12 protein-coding genes and 1 pseudogene are annotated in these 24,631 nt (G+C 34.3%); 4 read left to right on the plus strand and 9 right to left on the minus strand.

Translation table 11 applies throughout. From position 1 onward, the window contains the following. The 5 genes from AC59HZ_RS30130 to AC59HZ_RS30150 all read right to left on the minus strand — a co-directional run. Positions 1 to 998: P-loop NTPase fold protein (locus AC59HZ_RS30130; protein ID WP_496549399.1), on the minus strand; the 998-nt coding region annotated here is incomplete at its 3' end. Positions 999 to 1,108: 110 nt separating this feature from the next. After that, a complete protein-coding gene (locus AC59HZ_RS30135) occupies positions 1,109 to 2,875 on the minus strand; it encodes a DUF3732 domain-containing protein (protein ID WP_496549400.1) in 1,767 nt (588 codons plus the stop codon). Between the two features lie 194 nt (positions 2,876 to 3,069). After that, positions 3,070 to 3,579 carry a three component ABC system middle component gene (locus AC59HZ_RS30140; protein WP_496549401.1) on the minus strand — a complete coding sequence of 170 codons (510 nt, stop codon included), beginning with the start codon at positions 3,577 to 3,579 and terminating at the stop codon, positions 3,070 to 3,072. Beyond that, positions 3,572 to 4,771, minus strand: coding sequence for an ABC-three component system protein (locus tag AC59HZ_RS30145; RefSeq protein WP_496549402.1), 1,200 nt, complete (start codon positions 4,769 to 4,771; stop codon positions 3,572 to 3,574). The genes AC59HZ_RS30140 and AC59HZ_RS30145 overlap by 8 nt, the downstream gene beginning before the upstream one ends. Positions 4,772 to 4,890: 119 nt before the next feature. Beyond that, positions 4,891 to 6,240, minus strand: coding sequence for a deoxyguanosinetriphosphate triphosphohydrolase family protein (locus AC59HZ_RS30150; protein ID WP_496549403.1), 1,350 nt, complete (start codon positions 6,238 to 6,240; stop codon positions 4,891 to 4,893). Positions 6,241 to 6,960: 720 nt separating this feature from the next. Here AC59HZ_RS30150 and AC59HZ_RS30155 point away from each other — a divergent pair. The 4 genes from AC59HZ_RS30155 to AC59HZ_RS30170 all read left to right on the plus strand — a co-directional run bounded on the left by AC59HZ_RS30155 (position 6,961) and on the right by AC59HZ_RS30170 (position 15,282). Beyond that, positions 6,961 to 8,838, plus strand: a complete 1,878-nt coding sequence (locus AC59HZ_RS30155) for a site-specific integrase (RefSeq protein WP_496549404.1) — start codon at positions 6,961 to 6,963, stop codon at positions 8,836 to 8,838. Positions 8,839 to 8,903: 65 nt separating this feature from the next. Further along, on the plus strand, positions 8,904 to 11,795 hold the full coding sequence (locus AC59HZ_RS30160) for a site-specific integrase (protein WP_496549405.1): 2,892 nt from the start codon (positions 8,904 to 8,906) through the stop codon (positions 11,793 to 11,795). A gap of 47 nt (positions 11,796 to 11,842) precedes the next feature. Then, the gene (locus AC59HZ_RS30165; protein WP_496549406.1) at positions 11,843 to 14,449 is read left to right on the plus strand and encodes a hypothetical protein; all 2,607 of its coding nucleotides are present in this window, start codon (positions 11,843 to 11,845) and stop codon (positions 14,447 to 14,449) included. Beyond that, complete coding sequence (locus AC59HZ_RS30170) at positions 14,446 to 15,282, plus strand: hypothetical protein (RefSeq protein WP_496549407.1); 837 nt, start codon at positions 14,446 to 14,448, stop codon at positions 15,280 to 15,282. Before AC59HZ_RS30165 ends, AC59HZ_RS30170 begins: the two co-directional genes overlap by 4 nt. 86 nt (positions 15,283 to 15,368) lie before the next feature. Here AC59HZ_RS30170 and AC59HZ_RS30175 read toward each other — a convergent pair whose 3' ends face one another. The 4 genes and pseudogenes from AC59HZ_RS30175 to AC59HZ_RS30190 all read right to left on the minus strand — a co-directional run bounded on the left by AC59HZ_RS30175 (position 15,369) and on the right by AC59HZ_RS30190 (position 24,473). After that, on the minus strand, positions 15,369 to 16,535 hold the full coding sequence (locus AC59HZ_RS30175; RefSeq protein ID WP_496549408.1) for a cation:proton antiporter: 1,167 nt from the start codon (positions 16,533 to 16,535) through the stop codon (positions 15,369 to 15,371). Positions 16,536 to 16,976: 441 nt separating this feature from the next. Then, positions 16,977 to 17,432, minus strand: a pseudogene (locus tag AC59HZ_RS30180) (cation:proton antiporter); the annotation flags it as partial. A 270-nt stretch (positions 17,433 to 17,702) separates the two neighbouring features. Further along, positions 17,703 to 20,867: an efflux RND transporter permease subunit gene (locus AC59HZ_RS30185; protein WP_496549409.1), complete on the minus strand. Its 3,165-nt coding sequence runs from the start codon at positions 20,865 to 20,867 to the stop codon at positions 17,703 to 17,705. Between the two features lie 198 nt (positions 20,868 to 21,065). After that, complete coding sequence (locus AC59HZ_RS30190) at positions 21,066 to 24,473, minus strand: hypothetical protein (protein WP_496549410.1); 3,408 nt, start codon at positions 24,471 to 24,473, stop codon at positions 21,066 to 21,068. Between the last annotated feature and the right edge of the window lie 158 nt (positions 24,474 to 24,631).

Genomic DNA, 24,631 nt, shown 5'->3' on the forward strand with positions numbered 1-24,631 from the left:
GTCAATATATCATAGACAGTTTTTTCCTCAACTCTATCTAAGTCATCTACCACGATGTAAATCTTTCTATTCTCCATTATTAATTTTTCCAAATTTTCTTCAAGGTCTAGTTTATATTCCCTTAAATCTTGCTTTGAATCCTCTGGAAAAATATCAAAGAAACCAGTTATATTATTGATTCCCTTAAAATTAACAAATTTTATTAATAAATCGAAATACTGTTTGTATGGGCTGCCTTTTCCAGTGTAAATTCCATTAGTTTTCAGAATATCTTCCAATTGATTAAATACATAATGTAGGAGCTTTTCTCTTGTTTCCAAAATCATTGGCTGTATGAAGATTAACTCATTATTTTCTTCTTCCAATTTTTCTTTTAAAGCATTAACAAAACTTGTTTTCCCTTCACCCCAAGGTCCTGTTATTGCCACAGCATAAGGATCTTCTGTTCCAATATCCTTTATATAACTGTATATTCTATTAAATTCTTTTTTTCTGGTTGGAAATAAATCATTAAATGAATTTACTGGACGATCTGAGTGTTCATTATTCTTATTAACCTTTGCATTTTTTTTATTATAATTAGAGCCTACCCATAAAAATTGAGAAGCAATTATTATAAAAAATTCCCAAATTTGGTCGTAATTGTTGGTAATAGCCGAAACGAATAAAAGTAATAAAATTAAATAATTAACCTGAAAAAATTTGCGGTATATTCTTCCTTTATTTTTGTAAGATAAGAGGTCTTTGATTAATAACACCGTCATCAAAATAAATAATATAATGGAAAGCTTCCAGTATGAATTCAAAAGTTTTAGCAATGTTTGATTATCTACTGCTTTTAATGTAATACCAAGTATTATTGCAATTATAAAGTGGAGATAGAAGTCAATTATCTTTCCCCTAGAAAAATTCCCTAGTATTTCTAATAACAAAAACCCAAATACCGAAAATATTAAAAAATCAATAAGATATAAAATGTAAGTAACTTCACTACCCATATTTTAGTTCCTTCTTCCTTAACCTCTCATGCCAATATCCTTATGTACACAATATGTGGAGATCAGAAACTAATGAACTCCACATACAAGAGCTAAACTTAAAATATTATTTAAAGATCTGTTGTATTAATATTGTTTAGCCATTCCTCAGGTATTAGTGCTCTTCCGTTTCTCCATGGTTTTTCAACCAAAGCACTTTGAAATTTTGTGTCCTGCAAGTTAGCATGATCAACAACTATTATCTGAAAATCAGGATAAAGCTCTTTACACACTTTAAACAAGAGTTCGAACATCATTTTTACTGCCTTTCTGTCCTCGTCATTTAATTCTTCGACATTCCCTTCCATATCTTCATACTTTTCTGGTGGAAAATACACTTGCGTTGGTTGATCCAATATCAAGAACGAAGGAATTGGTCTATTTTTTTGGACAAAATATTTATGAAGAGCCAAATGACTGATTAAATGGCATCCAAGCCAATTCTCACCGCTTCCCATACGGTTCATTGGAATGGGGCGATCCTCCTGGTCTGCAATAACCGTTAAATTCTTAAGGTCCAAACGATATGGAGAATCAGAATGTTCTAATTCAAGCTCTTTTGCCCATTCTGTCATGTATTTTGAAATTCGACTTAATATGGATGACAATAATTCCTCCTTTTTGTCATGATCAAGAAGGCTTTCAAGATATGTAATATGATTTTCCACAGCTGATATTTTTTTAATCAAATCATCATTTTCACGGGTTTTCTGGTAATTTTCCAAAAACAAACTTATTCTTCCAACCACACGGGAAATCCGCCTATTAATATCCTCAATCTCTCTAGCAACTTCCTGTTCATGAATCAATGTTTCAATGGAAGTTGTAAAGTCATTTATTATTCGCTTTTTCTCTTCCTTAGCATCTTCTAATCCTGCAATATACGTTCGTAATTTTGGTTTCTCCCTTATGACAGCCTGTAAATTAGTATTTAATCGATTAAGGGATTGGCTCATATTTTTTATTTTTGGTATATCCGCTTCAATTACTGACGAACAAAAAGGACATCTACATTTATCGTCATTAGGCACATCATCGAACAAAGCAATTGATTCAAGTCTTAATCTTTGTTCGTTTGCTTGTTTAGAATAACCAGAAGCTTCAGCAGCGTATGATTCTGCAGCCCTTTTTTGATCAATTATTTCATTGAGCTGCTCTACGTGTTGAGCTCTTTCCTCGCGAAGCTGTTCCAATTGATTTGTTTCAATTCCTGGAATTTTTGAAGGTTTCCATGAAAGTGCTAATTTTAATCGATTCATAATTTCTTCTTGTGTTCTACCATCAAAAGTTTCTTCGATTAATCCAACTTGTTGAGCTTCGTTGAGTAAATTTTGAGCTTTGGTTGCTCCACTGCCACTAAGAAGCTCCGCCTCCATTTGTTTCTTTTTTAGAAGTTTTAATTCCCTTCTTGCATTTCGAAGCTCGCCTTCTAATTTAATATCATCTTCCCTGACAGCACCTAAAAAATACGGTAAGACATCCTTTATTGTCTGAGGCATGAATGGCTCTTTTTGACGATGAAACAAAATACTTTCATCAGCAATAACACTTTGTTTTTGAAAGAGGAATAATTTTGAATGTTTAAAATTTGATTCTAAGGGATTTCTCGATTCATTCTCCTTCGGAATATTTTTATTAGGAGAAATCCCAATAAAATTTCCCAGGTATTCGATTAATCCATCATCATTTGAGTTTAGTTGTATTTCTGCCAATGGAGGGGGTGTTATATCTTTACCAATCTCAAGGTAGATCCCATTTTGACTTTGATTTTGACCCTCTGGAGGAGCTTTAGCAATAAATATCTCCTCCTTATTGGATTGAAGTTTTAAACCATACATCGCAACAGTGCGACGAATAACACCCTCAGGGATTAAGAAATCTGATTTCCCTAAACAATACTCTACGATCTCAATGATTGCGGATTTTCCTGTTTTTGATTTCCCAGTTATAATGTTTACTTTTCCAATTTGAAAAGGAATTCTCCTTATTTCACCTTGTTTATTGTATAATACAATTTCCCTTATCTGTATGGTCATGGACTAATCCCCCACATGGTAAAAATAGTTGAGCTTGTTCCTGTAATTGCAAACCACCTACCCAACATCCTTGTCTTACTTTGATAATCTTGCAAGTACATACGTAAATCATTTTCCAAGCTCTTTAAAACGGACTGGTTTATCTGATTGGAAGTAATTATTCTTCCGCTTTCATTTAATGTGATTAGCTCTCTTTTCATTAAAAAATGTATTGCCTCTTTTGTAAAAGGAACTAATTCTTTAGCTCTTTGTGCATATCCGATACGAACTTCAGGTTTTTTTTGAAGCCAAACATGCATATACGTTCTGATTGAACGAGGTAGGGCTTGTTTGGTTGGTTTATGTAAAATGATCGGGAGTAACAAAAAGAGAACCTCGTATGGCACTCCGTTGTCGCTTTCAACCTTTTCCTCAAATCCTTTAATAAATTCAAAAATCAAAAAACTACAAAATGCGGGATTAAGAAGATTAGCAATTTCTACAGGACGTGTTTGCCAGCTATTCATGTGCATCTCCCTCTATATGTTGCAAATGTGCTAGTTTATCACTATATTGTGGATGCCAGCCCATTCTAAATGGGATTTGATCAGCAAGGATATGATAACTCCCCTGCATGACATACCGTTCGGTAACGTTATGTCTAATATTCAAATAGGAAATTTTCATCACCGCATTATAAACATCCCTTCCGCTTTTTTGTAAGGTAGTTGAATCGGCAAAATCAAAGGTATTTTCTTGGGCTATCGCAAACTCCTCTTCCCACTCTTCAATTAGTTTTTTTTCATACTCTTCTAATTCATTAATACTGATAAGTTGGTCTGATATCCATCTTGCCCTTTGGCTGGATGCTCGGTAAAAATCCTTTATTGCTCGTTTTACCCTAGCATCTGTTACAGCGATTGCTTTTAGCTGATGTACAAAGATTCTATTGTCCCAAAGTAAATCACTTTCAATCGGCTCTGCATTTACAAAATCAATTGGGAGTGTATCTGGTTTTAATTCATCACGAATATCTTGTATTTTCCGATGAACTTCAGCCCATTTTATTGGCTCTCTCGAGCCATAAAAAAGATGTAGTACTGATTTTTCAAACCACCAACCTTCTAATCTTTCATAAAAGGCTGCTAATTGTTCTTCTCTTGCAAGTAGTCGTAATTCTTTTTTTATTGCACTTTCAATATCAACAATATTCTTGACTCTATCTAAAATGTAAATGCTATCTACCAATCTGAATTGTTGATCGTCACTTAAAGAAAGAAATGCATCAAAAGCTACTTTGTTTCCTTCACTTTTCGACCCACTAATATGTTCTAACAACTTTATATGTGCAGCTCTTGAATCCCTGCTGGCATCATCTTTCAACAGGGAAACAACAGAATTTGCGGATGCAACAGAAGTTGTAACCAGACTGAATACTACTCCAGAAACAGAAACGATATTGTTTTTTATTGCTTCAGACCAAATTCTGATGCTTTTCCATAGGTCAGGGGAGCTATCAGTTAGATTAGCTAATCGCAGGTTGGAATGATGCTTCAACTGGAGGAGTTCAATCGGAGTTCCTTCCTGCTGAAAATCGATGTCATCTAAATTTTCTATTGAAATATCCATATAGTGGTTTTTCAAAGCCATATATAACGCGTACCTTATTTGATATAGATATCCGATAGCTGAACTTCCTGCTGAAAACATATTTGGCATCAATTATTTCCTCCTTGAAACATTGGTTAGAGATATATCTTGAAGATCGGACCAGTATATTAATATAAAAAAATGTATACAGGTTATGGATAAAAAAAAGAGGAAATTATTCCTCCCTATTAATCTCCATAAATATTTCCTACACGTGTACCGAATAACTCACCATGTAGTTTTTCAGCATAGGAATCGGTCATACCAGAAATATAATCAGTTATAAACCGTTCCCAAGAAACAGGGATTTCTTTTGATTGAATATCCTCCCAAAGTGTTACCCATTCTCTTGGTACAATGCTGATTGCTGTTTCCTTTTGTGAAAAGACCTCAACTAATTCCTTAATAATTATTTCTCCTCTTTTTTGAAGTCTTTGTACACGTAAATCCTCAACTAAAGTTACCCATGCTAATTTTTTTAGGATAATCATTTTTCTCCATAAAGCAGCATCTTCTTCGGTTGGATTATTTTCTTTTACAAGAGATATCTTATACCAATCACTATCCTGTACAATTCCAACTCTACTTGCAAATTGGTTTACATAAAAAGCCTTTAACTCCTGTCTAGCAATAGATTCTACATTACTACTATTTTTTAAAATTTGTTCCCACTTATTTGTATATTCTTCTAATACAGCATCAATTTCATTTTCGATGGATGCTACACCATACCATATTCTTGAGTCCTTATCTTTAGCCTTATTAACTTCTCTTATTAGGGAATTTTTAAGCCACGCAGTGGAAAAAAATTCACCGCTAATGCGAATCTTTCCTGCCTTCATACCGTCCTCAATATCATGTGTAGAATATGCTATATCATCGGATATATCCATTAATTGAGCTTCTAAAGTTGCCTTTTTTTCAGGAATCTCCCAATTAATTCGTATTTCATTAATCTTGTCCCATTCAGATTTATATAACCCTTTTCCATTTGAAGAATCATCGATAAGATATGGGTATTTGTTAATTCCTAATAATACGGCACTTGTTAAGTCCAGACCTTGAATTTCACCGTATCTTTTTTCTAAAAACATTAGAATTCTAAAATTTTGAGCATTTCCTTCATAATATTCTTTTTCAGGAAGACTTTGTAAAAAGTTGTTTAAATCATGCTCACCTTTATGCCCGAATGGTGGGTGACCTAGATCATGAGCAAGAGCAGCACATTCTACTACAAGCGGTTCAATTTGCAAACCTGGATTGCTTGGTAATTCCTTATATGACTTAGTATCAATTAATCTACTAGCAGTTTGTCTAGCAATCTGTGCTACTTCTAAGGAATGAGTTAATCGAGTTCGATAATAATCTCCTGAGCCTGCTCCAAAAACTTGAGACTTACCTTGGAGTCTTCTAAAAGAAGGAGAGTGGATCAAACGTCCATAATCCCTTTGAAATTCACTTCTTTGATCAAAATTATCTCTTTTTGTACTTCCTATAATCCGCTTTGTTCTCAATTCTTTTAATTTATCAAGTTCCATTACAATAGCCCCCCAAAATATATATGTATATTAGGAATTTTAACACAACTTGGTATTGATTTCCATTTCAAACCCAGTATTTTGGACTATTAAAAATGAACTTCCCCACGCAGATTCTATACTTAATCAGATTTCGTTAAGTTATGTTATATCTGGTCGAAATCCTGTTCTTACAACGGTTTCATCGATATTATTAATGTTACTCTTTTCATCAAGCAAATTTCCCCACAAACTGATTTTTCCGTTAGCTACCCTAACTTTACTGATGTTAAGTGGTGTCAGGACATTTATTTGTTTGATTGATCTTTGAATCTTGATTCCTAGTTCACCTCTTGCTATATAAAAAAATATTTTTCAACAAAAATCGACATTTCGATACTAAGATATTATTTTAAAAAAATAATTTTTTAATAAAACGTTTCCATAATTCAGAAAAACAGTACATTAGATATTTATTTTTATTTCCCTATTTATTTTTTTTTAATTTTTTTGTATTCTTATTTATTTTTTTAACTCTAAAATTTTTTTAAGATAATAAAATAAATAAGCCAAAACGTTATTTCTCCATAATAGATAATTACTATTTTAGAGTTTATGCGTAGTTTGCAACATGTAAATTATTTTGTTTATATAATATTGTGAAGGATTAATCTTGACTGCAGTAAATAAAGGCGGATCAATTACTACCAGGAATAATTGATCAGGGGGAATATTACATTTATGAAATATATTGATTACAAGGAAAAAGAGAATCGAAGAATCAACGGGATGTACACTGTCTTTAATGCTCATGACGAAGACAAAACATACCAAAGTGATCCTAAAGCTGTTTCTGTTGTTATTAGCCCAAAAGGTTACCTAGTAGAACCTGCTTTTTATTATTTAAAAGAATTATTCATTGAAGAGAAAACAAAGGAACACCTGAATGAGGTTGCTAAAGCAATTTCCAATTGGTACAACTTTTTAAGACTACACGGCATGAGTGGAAAGGAAAAGATTACAAAGTCAATTTTGGCTAGTTACATCCAGTACCTCTCGGTGCTGCCTAAGCATTTGAATAACAGAATTACGATTGAACCGCGAGAACTCGAGTATCTCCCTGTTCACCCATATATTGAGGGTATTGAGGGTGCAGATACAGTAAATAAAATATATATGGAGTGGTATAGGGCCCCTTATACCAAAATAAAAGCCGATGAAGAAGGAAAAGTCCTACCTCTACATATTTCTAAAAGTTTTAATGCTGAGGTGGATGAAGAGGCTTGGAGACACCCTTATAGCTTCATTAATGACAATGTGCAATCCACAATTGACTTCCTAAACTGGTTAGGCGAATCAGAAAGGTGGAATCAGCACTTCCACCCTATCAAACAGGATGTTGTAAGACGTGAAAAGTTTTTCAACAAAAAAGCTAATAAATATTTTTTTAAATGGATTGGTGTCCCCAATATTACTGGACTCACCAAATTGAAACAAGCACCACCGAGTTCAGATAAAAAGCGGATTTTTTTCGAGAGTGAATTACGTTCATTTTTAAAGGACTCCAAGAGTCTAGAGAAAAGTCATCAACGTAAATTTATGTTCGTATTACTTCTTTTGACTGGAATGAGGATTTCTGAATGTCTTAATCTTCTAATTAAAAACGTTCGTGTCTCTGTCCACATTGACCAAGGAAGAGATGACCCCTTTTCAGAACATACAGTAGTTCACTGGGAAGATTTATTTAAATTTGGAAGAGATGAATTAGATAAAATGGATATATATCTTGATCGTTACCTGCACTTCTTTGTCAAAGTTAAGAAGCGACCTGCTTATGAAGATAAAAGAAGAAAGAACAAAAAAGATGGTGAACGAGATGCCATGTTGCGAGATGTATATGTACTTCCTGAATTACTTGAGCTTAATTGTGAATCAATTTTTGTTAGACAGGAAGACTTCTTCGAAATGTTCAGAGGTGAAATTATACAAAGACCTGGTTTGGCGTATGATCCATTCCTGATTCTTGAAGAGACCATTAATTACTATCTTGATTGCAATACGAAAGGCATAGAGTTGTCTCATTCCAATTTTTCATTAGAGCATAAAATGAAGCTCAAAAAGATTAGATCATTAATTGATAATTCATGGTTTGGGGGGATACTCCGAAATTATTTAATTGAAAGACATATATTACAAAAGGAAAAGAAACCTATAGGATTAACAAGGGACTATCTATTTATTAATCCAAAAAGTGCAAATACTGGTCCATTCATTTCCCAAATTCCAATAGAATGGCTAAATGCTATTTGTAAGAATCAGAATATTAAAAGAAATACCCTCGAACATTATAACAAAACCCATGGACATAAGATAAAAAATGACCTTACACTCCATTCATTCCGCCATACTTACATTTCTGCAAGGATTGGAAAAGAGATACGGGAAGGTATATATAATCCAGCCAACATAAAAAAAGAAGTCGGTCATACACCGAACTCCCAGGTGACAGAAACAGTTTATTATTGGGCAGACCATGATTCGAAAAAGGAAATAAAAACAGCATTTTACCGTTATTTAGAGAAAAGTCTAAAAAGTATTAAATTGTACGAGAATGATTAGGCCGTTGAAGACCAAATTTCAAAGGGCCAATAGCATTTGGGGTGTATCTTTTGAAACTAAGCGAAATGATTGATATTGTAAACAATCCAAATATAGAAGATAAGGTTGGTTATGCTATATGTGTTATCAATTCTAATCTTAAGGCACGATTTAATAACGGTGTTGAGATTCCATATAAAACAGTGTTAAAAGTTTATAAGGAAATTAACAAGTCTCAAGGAAGATGTGATAATGAAATTCATAGGTTTAAGCCCCCTACTGTCGATAAATCTTTAATGCTCCTCTCCCCTGATTATGATTTTGATATTACGCACCGTTATATTTTTAGTCATTTGCGTAATCCTATACAAGTACCTCCTACTCGTAAATGGACAACAAATAGAGAGATTACGAGTAAAGATGTAAACGATATTATACTATGTATAAAAGAAATTAGAGATGGAGAAGGCTATTCAGAAATTAGCTCTAAAGGGCTTCATAAACTCTCTGTATACATTAATGAATATTTAGCATCACCCTTAGATGCCCTGTTCGTAACTGATAAAATGGCGAATAGTATTGGTTGTATTATCAAAAATGTCGATTATTATAATGGACAAGTAATCCGACTTGTTGGATTATGTCTTGCTTTGAAATTTGAAGTTCGACTCGAATATTCAACCGCTATGAGGGTTTTGAAAGAAACATATTCTAGTAATATGTCCCTTCCGACATTTATTCAGCGTATTGAACAAATGAACTCTTGTTATGAAGCAATGTTTTGGATAACAAAGGTTTTGTACGGTTATATAACTGATGGTCATGCTTTTTTGAATGAACTTGATAAGCATTTATTTGTCGAGAAGCAATTTAAAACTTTTGCTATTAAAGGTTCAAATATGTTCTTATTTCTAATTGCCATTCTATTAGAGAATGGGAAAAACTCTTGGAGTGAAGTACCTACAATTACAGTTGGCCAACTAAGAAACTATTATTTGAATACTCCTATTGTAAATTATGAAGAAAAAAGAGCGATTGACTATATCTACCGCAGAAAAAACAATCTTCACTCCATTTTCAAATTGGCTAATTCCGAAGGGACTCAACCTGATACGGATGATGAAACTACTACAATCCTTTATTCGCCTGAAAACTTTGATAAAGTTACAGAGATGATTGAAAACTATCGCATTTATTTAAGAAAGAAAAAACTTTCAACAAATAATTATACAGACTGTCTTCAGGTATTAAAGTTAAAGCCTGATTCTATAACAGATATTCAACATCTAACTATTGAAAACATTGAAAATTGGTGTCTGAAATATGTTGAACGTTGTAGAAAAAAAGGAATACAAAGAGTCAATTGTAAGAATGCTGTAAGAGTATTTCTTGTTATATTAATTCAAATTAAAGCAGTTTTTGGAAAAAATAACAGTTTAATTGGTGTTACTTATTCCGACTTCCCTTTCGAAGAAAGATTTTTATTGGACATTTCAGGTGCTCCAGAACAAGAATTTGTCTATGGGCGTATTAAAAAAAAAATAAAGGAAAGTTTTCAAGAATCCGATGATGATTATGATAATGATGGGTTTCCTAATAATTTTTCGGATTCAAAAGGTACGTTTAAGGCAGATATTGTTTTAGCAGATAAGATTGTTAGAGCTATATACAATTATCAGCCAAATTCACCAAAAGGTTCCCCTGAATACTTTCATGAATACCAATATACCGCTATGCTAAGGATCATGGCGGATACGGGAACTAGAAGTGATGAAGTGGTAAATATGCCTTACGGTACCTATTCATATTTGGAAGAACACGGTGTAAATATTGTTATTTTGGGGTTAAGTAAGTTAGGTGACAGGTTTGGTGTCGTTCCCGTCGGAAAAGAAACTGCAAAAATGATTGAAGAATGTACAAAAATGCGGGAAGAAATTTTTCCTGACTCGAAAATCTTAATGAAGATGACAGGAGATAAGGGAAATAGAGAAGAGGAATATGTTAGACAGTTTATAACAATTCAAGATAGTGGTGCTATTACTGGAGTAAGTGTTATTAGCTTAGAAAAACTTCTTAATAAAATTTGTGAAGAAGCAGGTATTACCCGACCTTCAGGAGTTAGATTCCACTTTCTTCGCCATAGAGCTGCCGAATATTTCTTTTTTGGTATGAGTCACTATGAGTTTGAACATAGTGATGATCCAGAATACAAAATAGAAGTAATTAAACGATTGCTCCGGCATCACGATACCGATATGACATTTCAATATACTTGGAGTACACTTTTAGACTTGCTGGCTGAAAAAAATCTAGTATTCTTGAGAGATCCTAAAAGTTTAAAGGATTATAATCCAGAGACTCAAATCGAGATAAAAGAACAAAAAATTCTTATTAAATCATTAGAAGCCAAAATTCGAAAAGACTTGGAAAAGGAGCTTTCTAATCCAGGAATTCATAGAATTCAATTGCTTCTTTCTTCCCCCCTTTCAATGTTGGCAGATGAAGCATTTGAAGCAATGAACACAACACAAGATGTGAGCAAAATTATTGAATTTATTCGTCAAGTAGATGGTGAGAAGAGTGAAAGTATGATTCCTGCTAGTGGAGCATTTTTTGGAAGATGCGTAAATCCAACCTGTTTTAAACATAAAGAAAAAATCACTTGCGTTAGTTGTTTTGACCATTTAATACATAAAAGAGACGAGCCCCGTTTACTTGGTGAGATCGTAAAATGTTATCTTAAAATTCAAGAGATATACGAAGACTTTAATGATACTATGCACAAGGAACAACTCCGTAGTCTTCAAAGTCGAGTCACGATTTGTATTGACAGGATGCATAACGAACTTGGCATTAGTGAACTAGAAATAGTTCAAAAAATAAACAGGCACCTATATGAAACAGTAACAGAGACTGAAATTCGCTTTAACGATTTTATGAAAGATTTAGAGAAGATGAAAGTATTTTTACAAAATTAGTTTCTTTTACTTTTCGACAATCTTTATATAGAAAGGTCGGGGTATAGTTGGTTTTAAATGAATTGGATACACCCTTAACTCCCTTCCATTTAGGGCAAGGGGGGCTACTTACTTATGATGATGTATCTCAAATTATAGAAGGTTATGGCTTTTCGATTCACAATGAGGTTAGAAATGCTTATAAAACCCTGATCAACTATTTTGAAACAAAAGGGATAAGGACACCAACACAAGCTTGGTTGTTGTATGAAAATGAGCTTAAGCTAATGGATAATGGTGTGGATGTTTTTAAAACAATCTATCGTACTGCAAATAGTAAAGGCGTCTTCGAAACATATTTAACGATGCTCATAGCTTGTTCCAGGATTCCGATAGATAGAGAGTTCATTAGTGAATTCTATCTTTACCGTATCAGTAAGAAAACAGCAATTAAATGGCTTTTGATGGATGACTACTATCAACTAACAAAACCTGACGGTTTCCCTAACTTGAACGAATTTAAACACAAAGCAAACAGAAGGTTAATATTTTCTTTGCATGCTTTTTATGTTCTAAAAGAATTAACGGAAGAAGATATAGTTAAAGAATTTATGAATGCCGTGTCTTATGATTCCTACAGAAAAACGGGAGTGTTTGTGAGAAAAGATAAAGATACATCTCATTTTTTTTTCCTAGAATTTATAGATAAAATATATCCTAAATTAATTAAAATTAAAGTAATGACACACAAAGAAAATATATATGAGTTTCTCCGCTCACTTATTATAAAAACTAATTCCCCTATTGAAAATTTTCGGAAGTATGTAAAGGAAAAAACGAAAGACCTTGAAGGTACAGAGTTTCATACTGTAATCCACCAATTCATTGAAAGTAAAATACTAATAATTAACGGAGAAGAAACACTCCAAGTTAATATTTCCTCCTTATATCCGCATGTTAGTTATTGGTGTGACCTCTCCCTTATCGCCATAGATGATGGAGTAGAAAAGATTATGGATATTACTGGATTTCATAGGGACCTATTACTTGCTGAAAATACTAGTAAAAATGGCAAGCATGTGCTATATCAGCTTTATACGGTTTTTAAATATTATAACCAAGATATACTTGGCGAAAATAGTCCTTATTATTACGATATTACTATTTTTAATTCTTCATGGAGCAATGATTCTGGAAAGGATGTAAATCATACCCCTCTCCTTAGTGCTGCCTTCGGTCACATTATTTCCGCATTAGGTTATAGGATTGATAAGACAAGAATAGTCGAATTTACTAAGGATGAAAAATATAAGCAAGATGAATTAGGTGAAAAACTCAGAAAATTGGAGTTTATTGAGCTTCTGATTGAATTTTTCAAATGTAGACTAATTTGGATTGTTCTTTTAACAGGACGTAGGGTGGTTGAAATTCGTAATTTAAAATTAGTAAAAGTGAAGAACTCTATAAAAACAAAAAATTCATATGTTTTTATAAGAACCGCAAAGGGAAATCATGATAAACCTGAAGAGTTTGAGAGAGGTCAACAACTTAAAGATGGTACTTATGAGTTTGATTATATCCACCTTGATATTTTTAATGAAGTAATTAAAGCAGCAGAATTAGTATATAGAGGTACTGGAATTCCTTTCAAGGATCAATACCTATTTCCTAGTCTGTTAACTCTTAAAAGAATTAGTCATACAGCACTTGCGGAATACTTTGCACAATTACAGGAGAAATTTGATATTGTACATGGTTCCCCTCTCGATTTTAAAAATAAATTAATGTACGAGAGTTCTCCCGAATGGACAAAATTATTAGGGAAACCTTTGTTCACACTACATGACCTTCGGCACGCCTTTATTCATAACATCCACGCTAATGCTCATTTACCACTAGCAAAGGTAATAATGAATATCGGTCATCGAAACAAAAAATCAATAAATGCATACACAAAAGTTTTACAGTCCGTATTTAAAGTATTCAATAAATTAGAAGATGAAGGTCATATTGGTGCTGCAAGAGAGCTTGTAAGTTCCTTTTACAATGAAATACCGAAGGAAATTGAAGGTAGTAGTGCCTTCGTTGTATTAGAAAACTTCCATAACTACCTAGAAGAATATAAAATAGTGACTCCTTTAAGCTCAATTCATAATGAAGCTAATCGTTTTACAGAAGTTGATAGTGATTGTGTCACGACCATTTCTTGTGGTGATACTGGTATGGGTTGTCTGAAGTGTAATGATTTTAGAGCAGGTCCAATGACCTTTGCGGCTTTATTTAGTGTGAGCACAATTTTTGATAAGGAATTTCGAAATATTGATGCTTTAATTAATCAGATTAACAAACGCAAAAAGGAAATTTTGAAGAAAAATCGTAAAGGTGATAACCACCTTAAATTAATTGAGATGCTATTCGTACCACTTATTCACCGATTTAAAGCTTTTGTTGATGCAAAACAAATAACGTTAGTATCTAAGAAAACTGGGATTGGGTTAACCGATGAAGAAGCTGATAAATTCATTAGTAAAATTATGAAAAGAGCAAGAATACAAAATTTAGACGAAGACATTGTAAAATTCATTAAAGAATCAAGAAAAGCTGGTATGTTTAGCGAGATAGATTTTACTTTATACCGTTCAGTTGCAAATAGGGTGGTGTTTATGCCTTTATGAATCAAAATGAATTAAAACAAAGTAAAAAAGTGAAGGCTATCAAAGCTGTCATCAAGGAAATGTCGAAAACTGGTGCCCTATCATTTCCCAAAAAAGAAATTGCAGAAAAAACTGAAATTCTTTTTAAAGACAAAGGCGATCCAGACTATATAGTTGATTATAGACTCCTTTCAAAGCCATTTTATAAAGAAAATTTGGATAGATGGATTAAAGAAGAAATAAATAGAAACAATCCTAATTTAAATGTGGCTCAGAAGAAAGCTATCATAGCTAAAAAAGAGAATGTAAAGATAAAGTATAAGGAACTCGAAAAAGAAGCTTTCAAAGTCGTTGATTTGATTCTTAAAGGAAAAATAAAGGTTGAGAAATTTACTAGAAAGTTATTAATTGAAGAAATCAACAATCTAAAAGCTGAGTCTGAAAGTAAAAAAACTAATAATTACGGCTCCACAACCTTTTCAGACAAATATTATAAGCAAATATTCTACGATGCCCATGCCAGATTGATCGGAGAAGTTTCCATAACTGACTCTAACGAGTCCCAAAAGGTTGTAACGGGTTTAGAATTTACTAAGCTTAAAGAAGAGTTGAAACAATGTAAGGAGCAAAATAAGGCATTAATCAAGAGGATGTTTGTAGTTACCGAAGGTGACGAAGAATTACTATCCGAAAACGATGTCTTGTATTCCAAATTAATGTCAATCCACTTGGCCCCTGAACTTCTGGAAGACCACTTACGTTATTTAGCAAATTTCCATAAAGATCAAAAGCAAGTAAACGCATATTTACTGGTAATGGATATTATTGAGAAATGCCAAAAACCAAAAAAGTAAGCTTTATTGAATTCCTGATACTTCTTTAAAAGGCCGATTGAATATTTGTTAAAAGGCAGCATTCAAACTGAAATGCTGCCTTTATTTTATTGGTTAACTTCCCTTTGTTTCAATTCAATTTTCATTTTAGATTTAAAGGCCCATTTCATCATCGGGGGAGTAACAACTGTTGTTACGACAACAACAACAATTATTGTAGCAAATAAATCTTGAGTAATTAAATTCGATGCTAAGCCCATTGATGCAACTATTAACGCAACTTCACCACGTGAAACCATTGCTGAACCAATTCCCATTGAGCTATTCCAACCAAATCCAGAAAATTTAGCACCCGCACCTGCACCAACAAATTTGGTTAAAATAGCTAAAATGCTAAGTGATATTATAAGACCTAAATTATCAAGAATGCCAGTAAACTTAGCCGAAATGCCAATGTAGGTAAAGAATACTGGAACAAAAATCGAGTAACTTATCGTTTCAACTTTTTCAAAAACTTCAAGTTTGAATTTTGTTAAGCCTATAGCGATACCAGCGATGTATGCTCCAATAATATTTGCAACTCCATTATATTCAGCCGCAAATGCATATACAAAACAGATAATTAATGCAGATGAAATAACAGCTTCGCTTACAGGTAATTTTGTAAATTTATTCATTACCCAAGGAACAACTTTCCAAGCAATTAAGATAGCTACAACAAAGAACAATACTTTCTTTAATACCAATGTTGTTAAAGATACATCCCTATCGCCTACAAAGGACATTAATAGTGCCAAAATTAACATTACAACAATATCATCCAATACGGCTGCACCCAATATAACACTTCCTTCAGGTGTCTTTAATTTATTCATCTCTTTAAGAGCTTGAACTGAGATACTTACACTTGTAGCAGAAAGCAGGACGCCTAAAAAACAAGATTGCATGTTAGATAAATTCATCATGATACCTGCAAAGTAACCTAAAAATAATGGAACAATAATTCCGCCGAAACCTACAATTGCAGATGATTTTCCAGAACGTTTAAATTCATCAAGATCAGTTTCTAAGCCTGCAATGAACATTAGCAAAATAACACCAATTGTACTAAATGTTGATAAAGTATCTGAAGCACTGATTACTCCAAAAACAGATGGTCCTAATAAGATTCCTACAATAATTTCTCCCAAAACGGAAGGTTGACCTAATTTTACACTCAAACTACCTGCAAGTTTAGCTGCAATGATAATAAGTGCTAAGTGAAGAATGAACATATTAATCCACCTTTCAAAAATTTATGACTTCTCCTATTGGTTCGATACAACTTCGTTATTATTTTTAATTAGCTTAGAACACTCTTCTCGAATACAAAAAAATACCGCTAGTACTGTTTTGTTTGGGTGTTTGAGGTAGCGTAATTCGTAAAGATTAAATGAAGGAAAAATCAAAAAAAAATAGATGTTTTTTCAATATTTATTGAGGTGTTGACAATTTTTTATTCAAATGCTTGGTAGCAAAATTTTTCGTATTTTTATTGGTAGCGAAAAATTCGTTTATAAAAATGAAACTTATTTAAATATAAATCCTAAATTCTATTAAATCTTAAACAAAAACCCAAACCTTAAGGCTTTTAAGACTCTTCATTTACAAAAAAAGTTAAACCGAAGGTGGCGAATTTTTTTTCAAATTAAAACAGCCCGTGTATCTCCATTTACGATTACGGCTGCCCCTAAAATCGCAGTTCCTTCTTTTGACTGCATTTTATTTAATTCTTTAAGGGCTTGAACGGAAATACTCACGCTTGTGGCGGATAGCAATAACCCTAGAAATAACGCTTCGATTGTTGACATATTCATTAGATAACCTGCTAAATACCCTATGCCTAAAGGGACAATAATTCCGTTAATTCCGACAAGTGATGAAGCTTTGCCGCTGCGTTTAAATTCATCCAAGTCAGTTTCTAGACCGGCAATAAACATTAGTAAAATTACACCAATTTGACTTAGTTCCTCTAGAGTTGCCGTTTCTGATACAACTCCTAATACTGCGGGTCCAAGAATAATCCCAATCAATAGCTTTCCCAATACCGAGGGCTGACCCAGTTTTACACTAATGTCCTCAGCAAGCTTAGAAGCAAGTAAAATAATCGCCAACTCAAAAATCAATGTCATTAAGATCACCTATCTTCCCTAAAAAATCGGCTGTGTTAAAGGGCAATGTTGATTTTTTAACACTGTTGATTGGAGTGGAAATCAACAGCCAAATTTAACACAGCAAAGAAATAAAAAAAGAGCCTTGTTATTAGAACAAGGCCTTTAATGAATGCAAAAAAGCCTGTCAACCAAAGGACATATATATCCCTTGGTGACAGACTCCTCCAAAAAAACGATTATTAAGTTAATACTACTATAACAAACATTTTGTTATTTTTCAATAAAATCCTATTGTTCAACCTCAACACTTATTTTTTTCTTTTTTCTTAAACCCTCATATACAATTGGCACGATCAAGAGGGTCAAGAGGGTTGAACTCGTTAAACCTCCAATAACAGTAACCCCTAATCCACGGGAGATAACACCGCTGCCCTCAATTCCTAAAGCTAATGGAATAAGCGCGCCGATAGTGGCGATAGCTGTCATTAAAATTGGGCGAAGTCTTGTTGCCCCTGCTTCGAGTAATGCTTCTCTTGTGCTGTATCCTTCTTTTTCCTTGTTTAAAACACGGTCAATCAGAACAATCGCATTTGTAACCACAATACCAATTAACATCAAAGCTCCAATCATCGCTGAAATGCTGATGGTTTCCCCCGCAATTAATAATCCAACTAAGCCCCCGATAATGCTGAATGGTAACGAAAACAGGATGGCAAAGGGTGCTAGTGCTCCACCGAACGTAATAACCAAAATTAAATATACAATCGCTATCGCAGCGAGCATCGCTATCCCTAATTGTGTAAACGATTCTTTAATATCTTCAGTTACCCCGCCTGTTTTTACTGTGACATTTGCAGGTACAGATATTTTATCTACCTTCTTTTGAATAGCTGCAGAAGTTTTAGCGATATTCTTTTTGGTAATTTCACCGCTGACAGAAACATAAATTTCACCATTTCTTCTTGTAACCGTATCTGATGTTTTACCTTCGTTTATCTGTACCAAATCTGCAATCTTTACTTCCTGTCCAATGGCTGATTTTATCGTTTTATTAGTTAAATCATTCACAGTCGTATATTCTTGTTTCGGAACTTCAAGATAAACATTTAATTCTTTGCCGTCTTTTTGAATAGTTGTGATAATAGGGCGGGAACGGTTTTGTGTTAGCTCCATCCCAATCTGTGCCGCTGTCAATCCCAGCTTACTCAGCTTCTCCTGATCAGCCGTTAACGTGTATTCGTCATACGTTTTAGACATACTCGTATCTACATTTCGTAACGACTTATTATCCTTCATAATACTCTCGATTTTTCTAACTGTCGGTTCGATATCTGAGAGCTTCTCACCATATACAAAGTAGGTTAGGCCATTGCTTGAACCTCCGCCAGAGAAGTCTTGTGTCCCCCATTCGCCTTTACCAGTGTTTTTTTGCAGTTCTTTAATGACTAAATCCTTTTCTTTATCAAAGTTTTCCGTATCCTTATTGTATTTTACGAAAAACATCGCTTGATTTGATGCTCCAGGATTCATTGGGTTTTCCCCGCCAACTGTGTATTGGACAAGTTCTACCCCCTTACGGTCCTGAAAATAATCCTCTGCCTGATTGGCAATCTTTGTAACTTCTTCCTGTGTTTGTCCAGGGTCAGGCTTGTAGGTAGCCACAACCATTTTTTCTTCGTCAGAAGGAATAAAGCTTACTCCAATTAGTGGCACTAAGCAGAAACTTCCCGCTAACAAAAGTATAGCCAAACTAATGGTAATGATTTTATGATTAAGGGACCAGTTTAAAATCCGTTTATATACCAGAGCCAGTTTCCCAGGCTTCTCATCGTCATGATGGTGCTTATGGTCAATTCCCTTTTTGAACATCGTATGGGCCATCATTGGAACAATTGTAATCGCTACAAGCAGTGATGCCAATAACGCAAATACAATCGTCAGGGCAAATGGAAGAAACAATTCACCAATCTGTCCCTTTACCAATCCTAATGGTAGAAACACAGCAATTGTTACAATTGTAGAGGACATAATCGGAATAAACATTTCCTTCGTTGCAGAGCGAATGAGGTTTTTCCCTTTTAGTTCCTCACCCGTTAGGGACATTCTCCGGTAAATATTTTCAATCACGACGATGGAGTCATCAATGACACGGCCAATCGCGACTGTCATGGCTCCTAAGGTCATAACATTCAAGGTAATATCCATTTGGTTTAATAACAAAATGGCAATTAAAAGCGATAACGGAATTGAAATGATCGAAATCAATGTTGATTTAAAACTTCTTAAAAACAACATTATAATGACTACAGCAAATAATGCTCCAAACAAAGCTTTATTAAGCATCGTGCTAACGGACTCTTCGATCGGTTTTCCTTGGTCAAAAGTTGTCTCAAATTCTGAGCCCTTCATTTTCTTCTCGAATTTCTTGATTTCTGCTTTTACCTCGTTAGCAACATCAACGGTATTCGCATCTGCTGCCTTAATAACTTGAATTCCAATTGCTTCTTTTCCATTTGTCCGAGAAATCGACTCCGCACGTCCAACCTCATTGATATCCGCAATATCCTTAAGCATGATGGTTGGTAATTGCGGTGCTTGTTTTAGTGAACCTGTATTACCTTGTCCAAACTGTTGACCCGCTGAGCTTTGAGCCCCCTGTGCCGCCCCAGACTGCCCAGTGAAACCAGCTGCCGAACCCTGAGACTGTGCCGGAACAACGGGGATTTTCATTTCTTTCAGATCATTCAGTGATTTTATGTTCCCTTCCACCACTACTGATTTTTCAGTATCCTTAAAGGTATATAAGCCTAATGGGAAAGTGACATCTGACCCTTTGATTAAGTTTTGAACGGTATCTTTATTAAGACCATATTGTTTTAGCTTATCTTCCTTAAAGGTTAATTGAATTTCTTTGACTTCCTGCCCGGCAATTTTTACAGATGAAACACCATTTAACCCTTCTAAGGCTGGGAGGATTTGTTTTTCCACATCATTTGTTAATTGATCCAATGATTTATTTCCATTCGAGACACTTAAAGCGAGAATTGGAAATGCATTAAAGCTAATCCTTGAGATTTCCGGTTTCACTGCCCCCTCTGGAAGGGAAACATCAGCCAAGGCCTCCTCTACCTCCCGTTTTGCTTCGTCCATATTCTTTTCATAGGCATATTCAATTTGGATCGCTGAAGCATTTTGGAAGGAGTTAGAGCTGACCGTTTTTACACCATTTAGGTTTTTAAGGCGCTGTTCAATCGGTTCGGAAATTTTTTCTGCAACTTGTTCTGGCGCTGCCCCAGGATAAACCGTAGTAACTGTCACTACGGGTATAGTAATATCTGGTAATGTTTCCAGTTTCATTCTTAATCCAGAATATAACCCTGCAGCCGTAATAATTAAAGTAATTAACCAAATTGCAAACTTGTTTTTAAGTGAAAAATTAATAATTCGATTCATTTTTTATGTCCTTTCTATATTGGGAGAGTAAATTATTGACTGACTGGTCATAACATTTCCTACTATATATGAAATGATTGGTTAGGTCAACGATAAATTATGAGTACTGCTTTGACTGATTGGTCAAAAACACCAAAATAAAAGCAGACAGGCCTTTAACCTATCCGCTAATAAATTGCCACAAGACTATTTAGATTATTAGTCCCATTGTTTTATTCTATCTATTACCCTCTCCTTTAAGCTCGAGATAAACGTTTTTTCCCCTTTTAATACTTTTTGTTTATGCCATTCATTAAAACTTGCAATAGAAATTAAGACTATTCCAGCAATTAAAAGGTAAAACCACCACGGCATATTTCCCCAGTAAGGACGTGTTTGCAGGAATACATTTAATAATAAGACACCCGCACCCGTAAAAAAGTAAGACTTAATTTGTAAGAACATCCCTGATATCATCGATAATAACGAGAGGGAACCTAAAATTATCGCATCATAAATCGTATGGCTGGCTAACCCATCCTGAATTAAAAGGAGTGCAACAATAATTAAGACACCCCATTGAATTGTTTTAGTAATTTCCGAGTATCTGCCTTTTAAAAGGAAACGGATGAAAATCACCAGCAAAATAAATGGAAGAACTTCTGCTTCCCGCTCCCAAAATGCTGGGATATTCAGTTCCTGAATAAGCGAATAGTACGGTTCCAATAAGTAGGCGCCACCAAGGATTGACATAAATACGGAAAGATTTCCCGGTACTCTTTTTCTTTGCATCCATATGGTAACAGCGATGAGTATTCCAGGAATGGCATGAGTCCATAAAGCATGAGTTTCAAAAAAGTACATTAACCCAAAAAATAAAATGGAAATAACGGTAAAACCATCAACCTTATTCTCCTTCAGTTTTTTTCCGCTTTCCAGCAACATTTTGTAATTGAATTGGCCGAGAATAGACAATACAATACCCATCCCGCCAGATAAAAGCATTTTTTCTAGTCCATTCATGTCACTAACATATGAGATTTCTGCAGTGGCTAGAAAGGCCAAGAATAATGGAATGAGCTCAATGAGATTCCATTTAATTTTATGCAAATAAAAAACGGTTGCAAATGCATATAGGCATGTAATTACATATGGAACCCAGGTAAATGGATAATTCATGATCATGAAACCTATACCCATGATCGAAAATGGCACGAAATAATAGGCTGTTCTTCGTTGCATCTTCTTATTAACTGCCAGTGAAAAAAATAAGATGAGGCAGCTGGTGATCGGGAATTCGTAATTTCCAAAATATCGGACGAGGGTTTCATCCAATGCCAAGGATACCGTAACGAAAAGTGTTGTAAAACTACCATATAGAAATGCCTTAATCTTCCATTCTTTAACAGCATATCTTGTACTTAGCCCGTATACAAATACTGCCGGGATAAAACTATAAATGGATTCAAAATTATAGGCAAACCAGGTAAAGGCAAGTGCGAAAGGATATATGACGTGTCCTGACCAAGCATAAGCATTGGATAAATCTTTATCCGATTTACGACTAATAAAAGCAATAATAAGCAGAATAACTACACTTGTTGTAGCGATTAAGGAATTAGCTGATTGATTGAAGTGAATCTTTTGTGAAACGGCATTTACAATTGAGAAGTAGGTTAGAAAGGTAGCAGAGCAAATAAGATAGGGAACCCATTTTGTTCCAATTTTTTTATACAAAAAGTAATACATAGCAATTCCAATTAATAAAACAAACGGCTGAACCCAAAGAACATTAATTGGACAAAAGATAGCACAGACAATACTAATAGTGTAAATCCCTTGTGAAATATACAGTGAAATTCGCTCTAACTCTTTTTCAGCAACTCTTCTCCAAGCAAAGCTTGACAATAATACCAGGAAAGCTCCAGCTGCAAAGTTTACAGCATAGCCGTATTCAGCATAGTAAATCGGAGAGATTGAATTGATTTCTTCCCCAAATGCCGGAGCGGCAAGACCAAATGAAGCGGGCAAAATCCAAAAGGCAGCATCTTTATAGTGGCGCCTTTTTTCCTTTTTAATAAGTATAAAGGAAATGACTGTTACAAGCAGAAGCATAACTCCCAGCTCCCACCACTTAAAGAAAACAAGGGCTGCCAAAATGGACAAGGCCATAAGCCCCATTCCAACATCCTTTGAACTGTTTTGGATGATCTTTATAAATTTATTTGAAAGAACTATTCCAAAAACGAGAAACAGAATAAAACCTGTTATAAAAACAGATAAAGAAATACTCATATGAAATGGTTTAGCGAACATTGCGATAGCTTCATAGAGACTTGATGCCGTAAAAACAGCACTTAAAAAAGGGAATAATGGAAAATTACCGTTATGGGATAAATAGAGAAAATTACCAGCCATTACTAAATATGCCAACATTAACACAATTGATGGATTGCCCGCACGCAGTAAAATTCCTTCAAGGCTAATGTAGATAAAGGCGAATCCCGAGATAATGGCACTTGTATATTGAAAGGCTTTATCAAGGGCGAATTTCCCGCCAAGTGCCTTTGGCACAAATACGACACCAAAGCCAACCATTGCATAGACCACCGATCCAAAATGATCAAGGAAACTATGCTCTATCAACTGGTAGGCACCGTATACAATCATGATACTAAATATAAAATGATATTCTTTTCTACCGCTGACAAACATCATAGATAAATAAATGATGGCTGTTAGAAGAAGATTGAAGCTGTATAACACTTCATTATCATATAAAAACAGTATAAAAAGGGTACATAGAACGAGATTGACTTGTACATATGGGACAAATTCTTTTGTAAATAACTTGTATGCTTCCTTACCTTTGAATTTGTGATATATGAAGATAAAGATGGCATTAAAAAGCATCATTCCGAGATAAAAGAAATCGACGCTCAGCTTCAATGAAGCTGCTAAAAATGCTGCTCCGGCAGTGACTGTAACATAAGAAAACCATACAAATAATCTAGATTTCAACTTACTAGCAAATGTTGTATAGACGATAAGCGGAAGAAAACTCCCAAGCATACCAAGGACATATTTTCCTTCACCGTTAATCGATAAATAAGTCCCTAAAAGACCAAACCATCCAAGTGACAAAATAAAAATCGGTAAAAACAAACTGCCTAACACTGTAAAGGCAAAGGCTGTTTTGTCAATTTTCAACACTTTAGATGAGAGCAAGGCAATTCCGTAAAATAATAACGAAACAATAGCAATAGAACCGCTTTTCATCACGCTGGTCATTGATTCCCAGTTACTTGTCGCTACAAATAAGCCCCCAATTAACAGGAAAATAACCCCAATATTTAAGGACCAGGTAATATTCCTTTCACGAATTTCTTCAGGAGATAGTATCTTTTTTACTTTTTGAGGATTAGGCGGAACCGTTTTTTTATTAATCGATATTTTCTTTTCAGGCGGAAATTGGATTGCTTCTTCCTCGATTAAATCCAAATGAAACTGATTATGTGCTTTCGCGACGATTTCGACGATATTCTTTGTTAAGTATCCTTTCTCCCTTAAGGTGAATAGCTCCTGTCTGAAGAATTTTCTTCTCTCTTCCCTGCTATTAGGCTCCATCTTTATCCCCCTCAACGAACAATCATGGGTTAATATCTTTATTACTTAATGTAATCACATTTACCACTTTAGTGAAATTTTACACCATTTTGGTAATTATCTCAACATTTTACTGTAAAATAAAAACAGCTGTGTAGATGATTACACAGCTGTTTACC

This window comes from Neobacillus sp. DZ-9 (genome assembly GCF_059587065.1).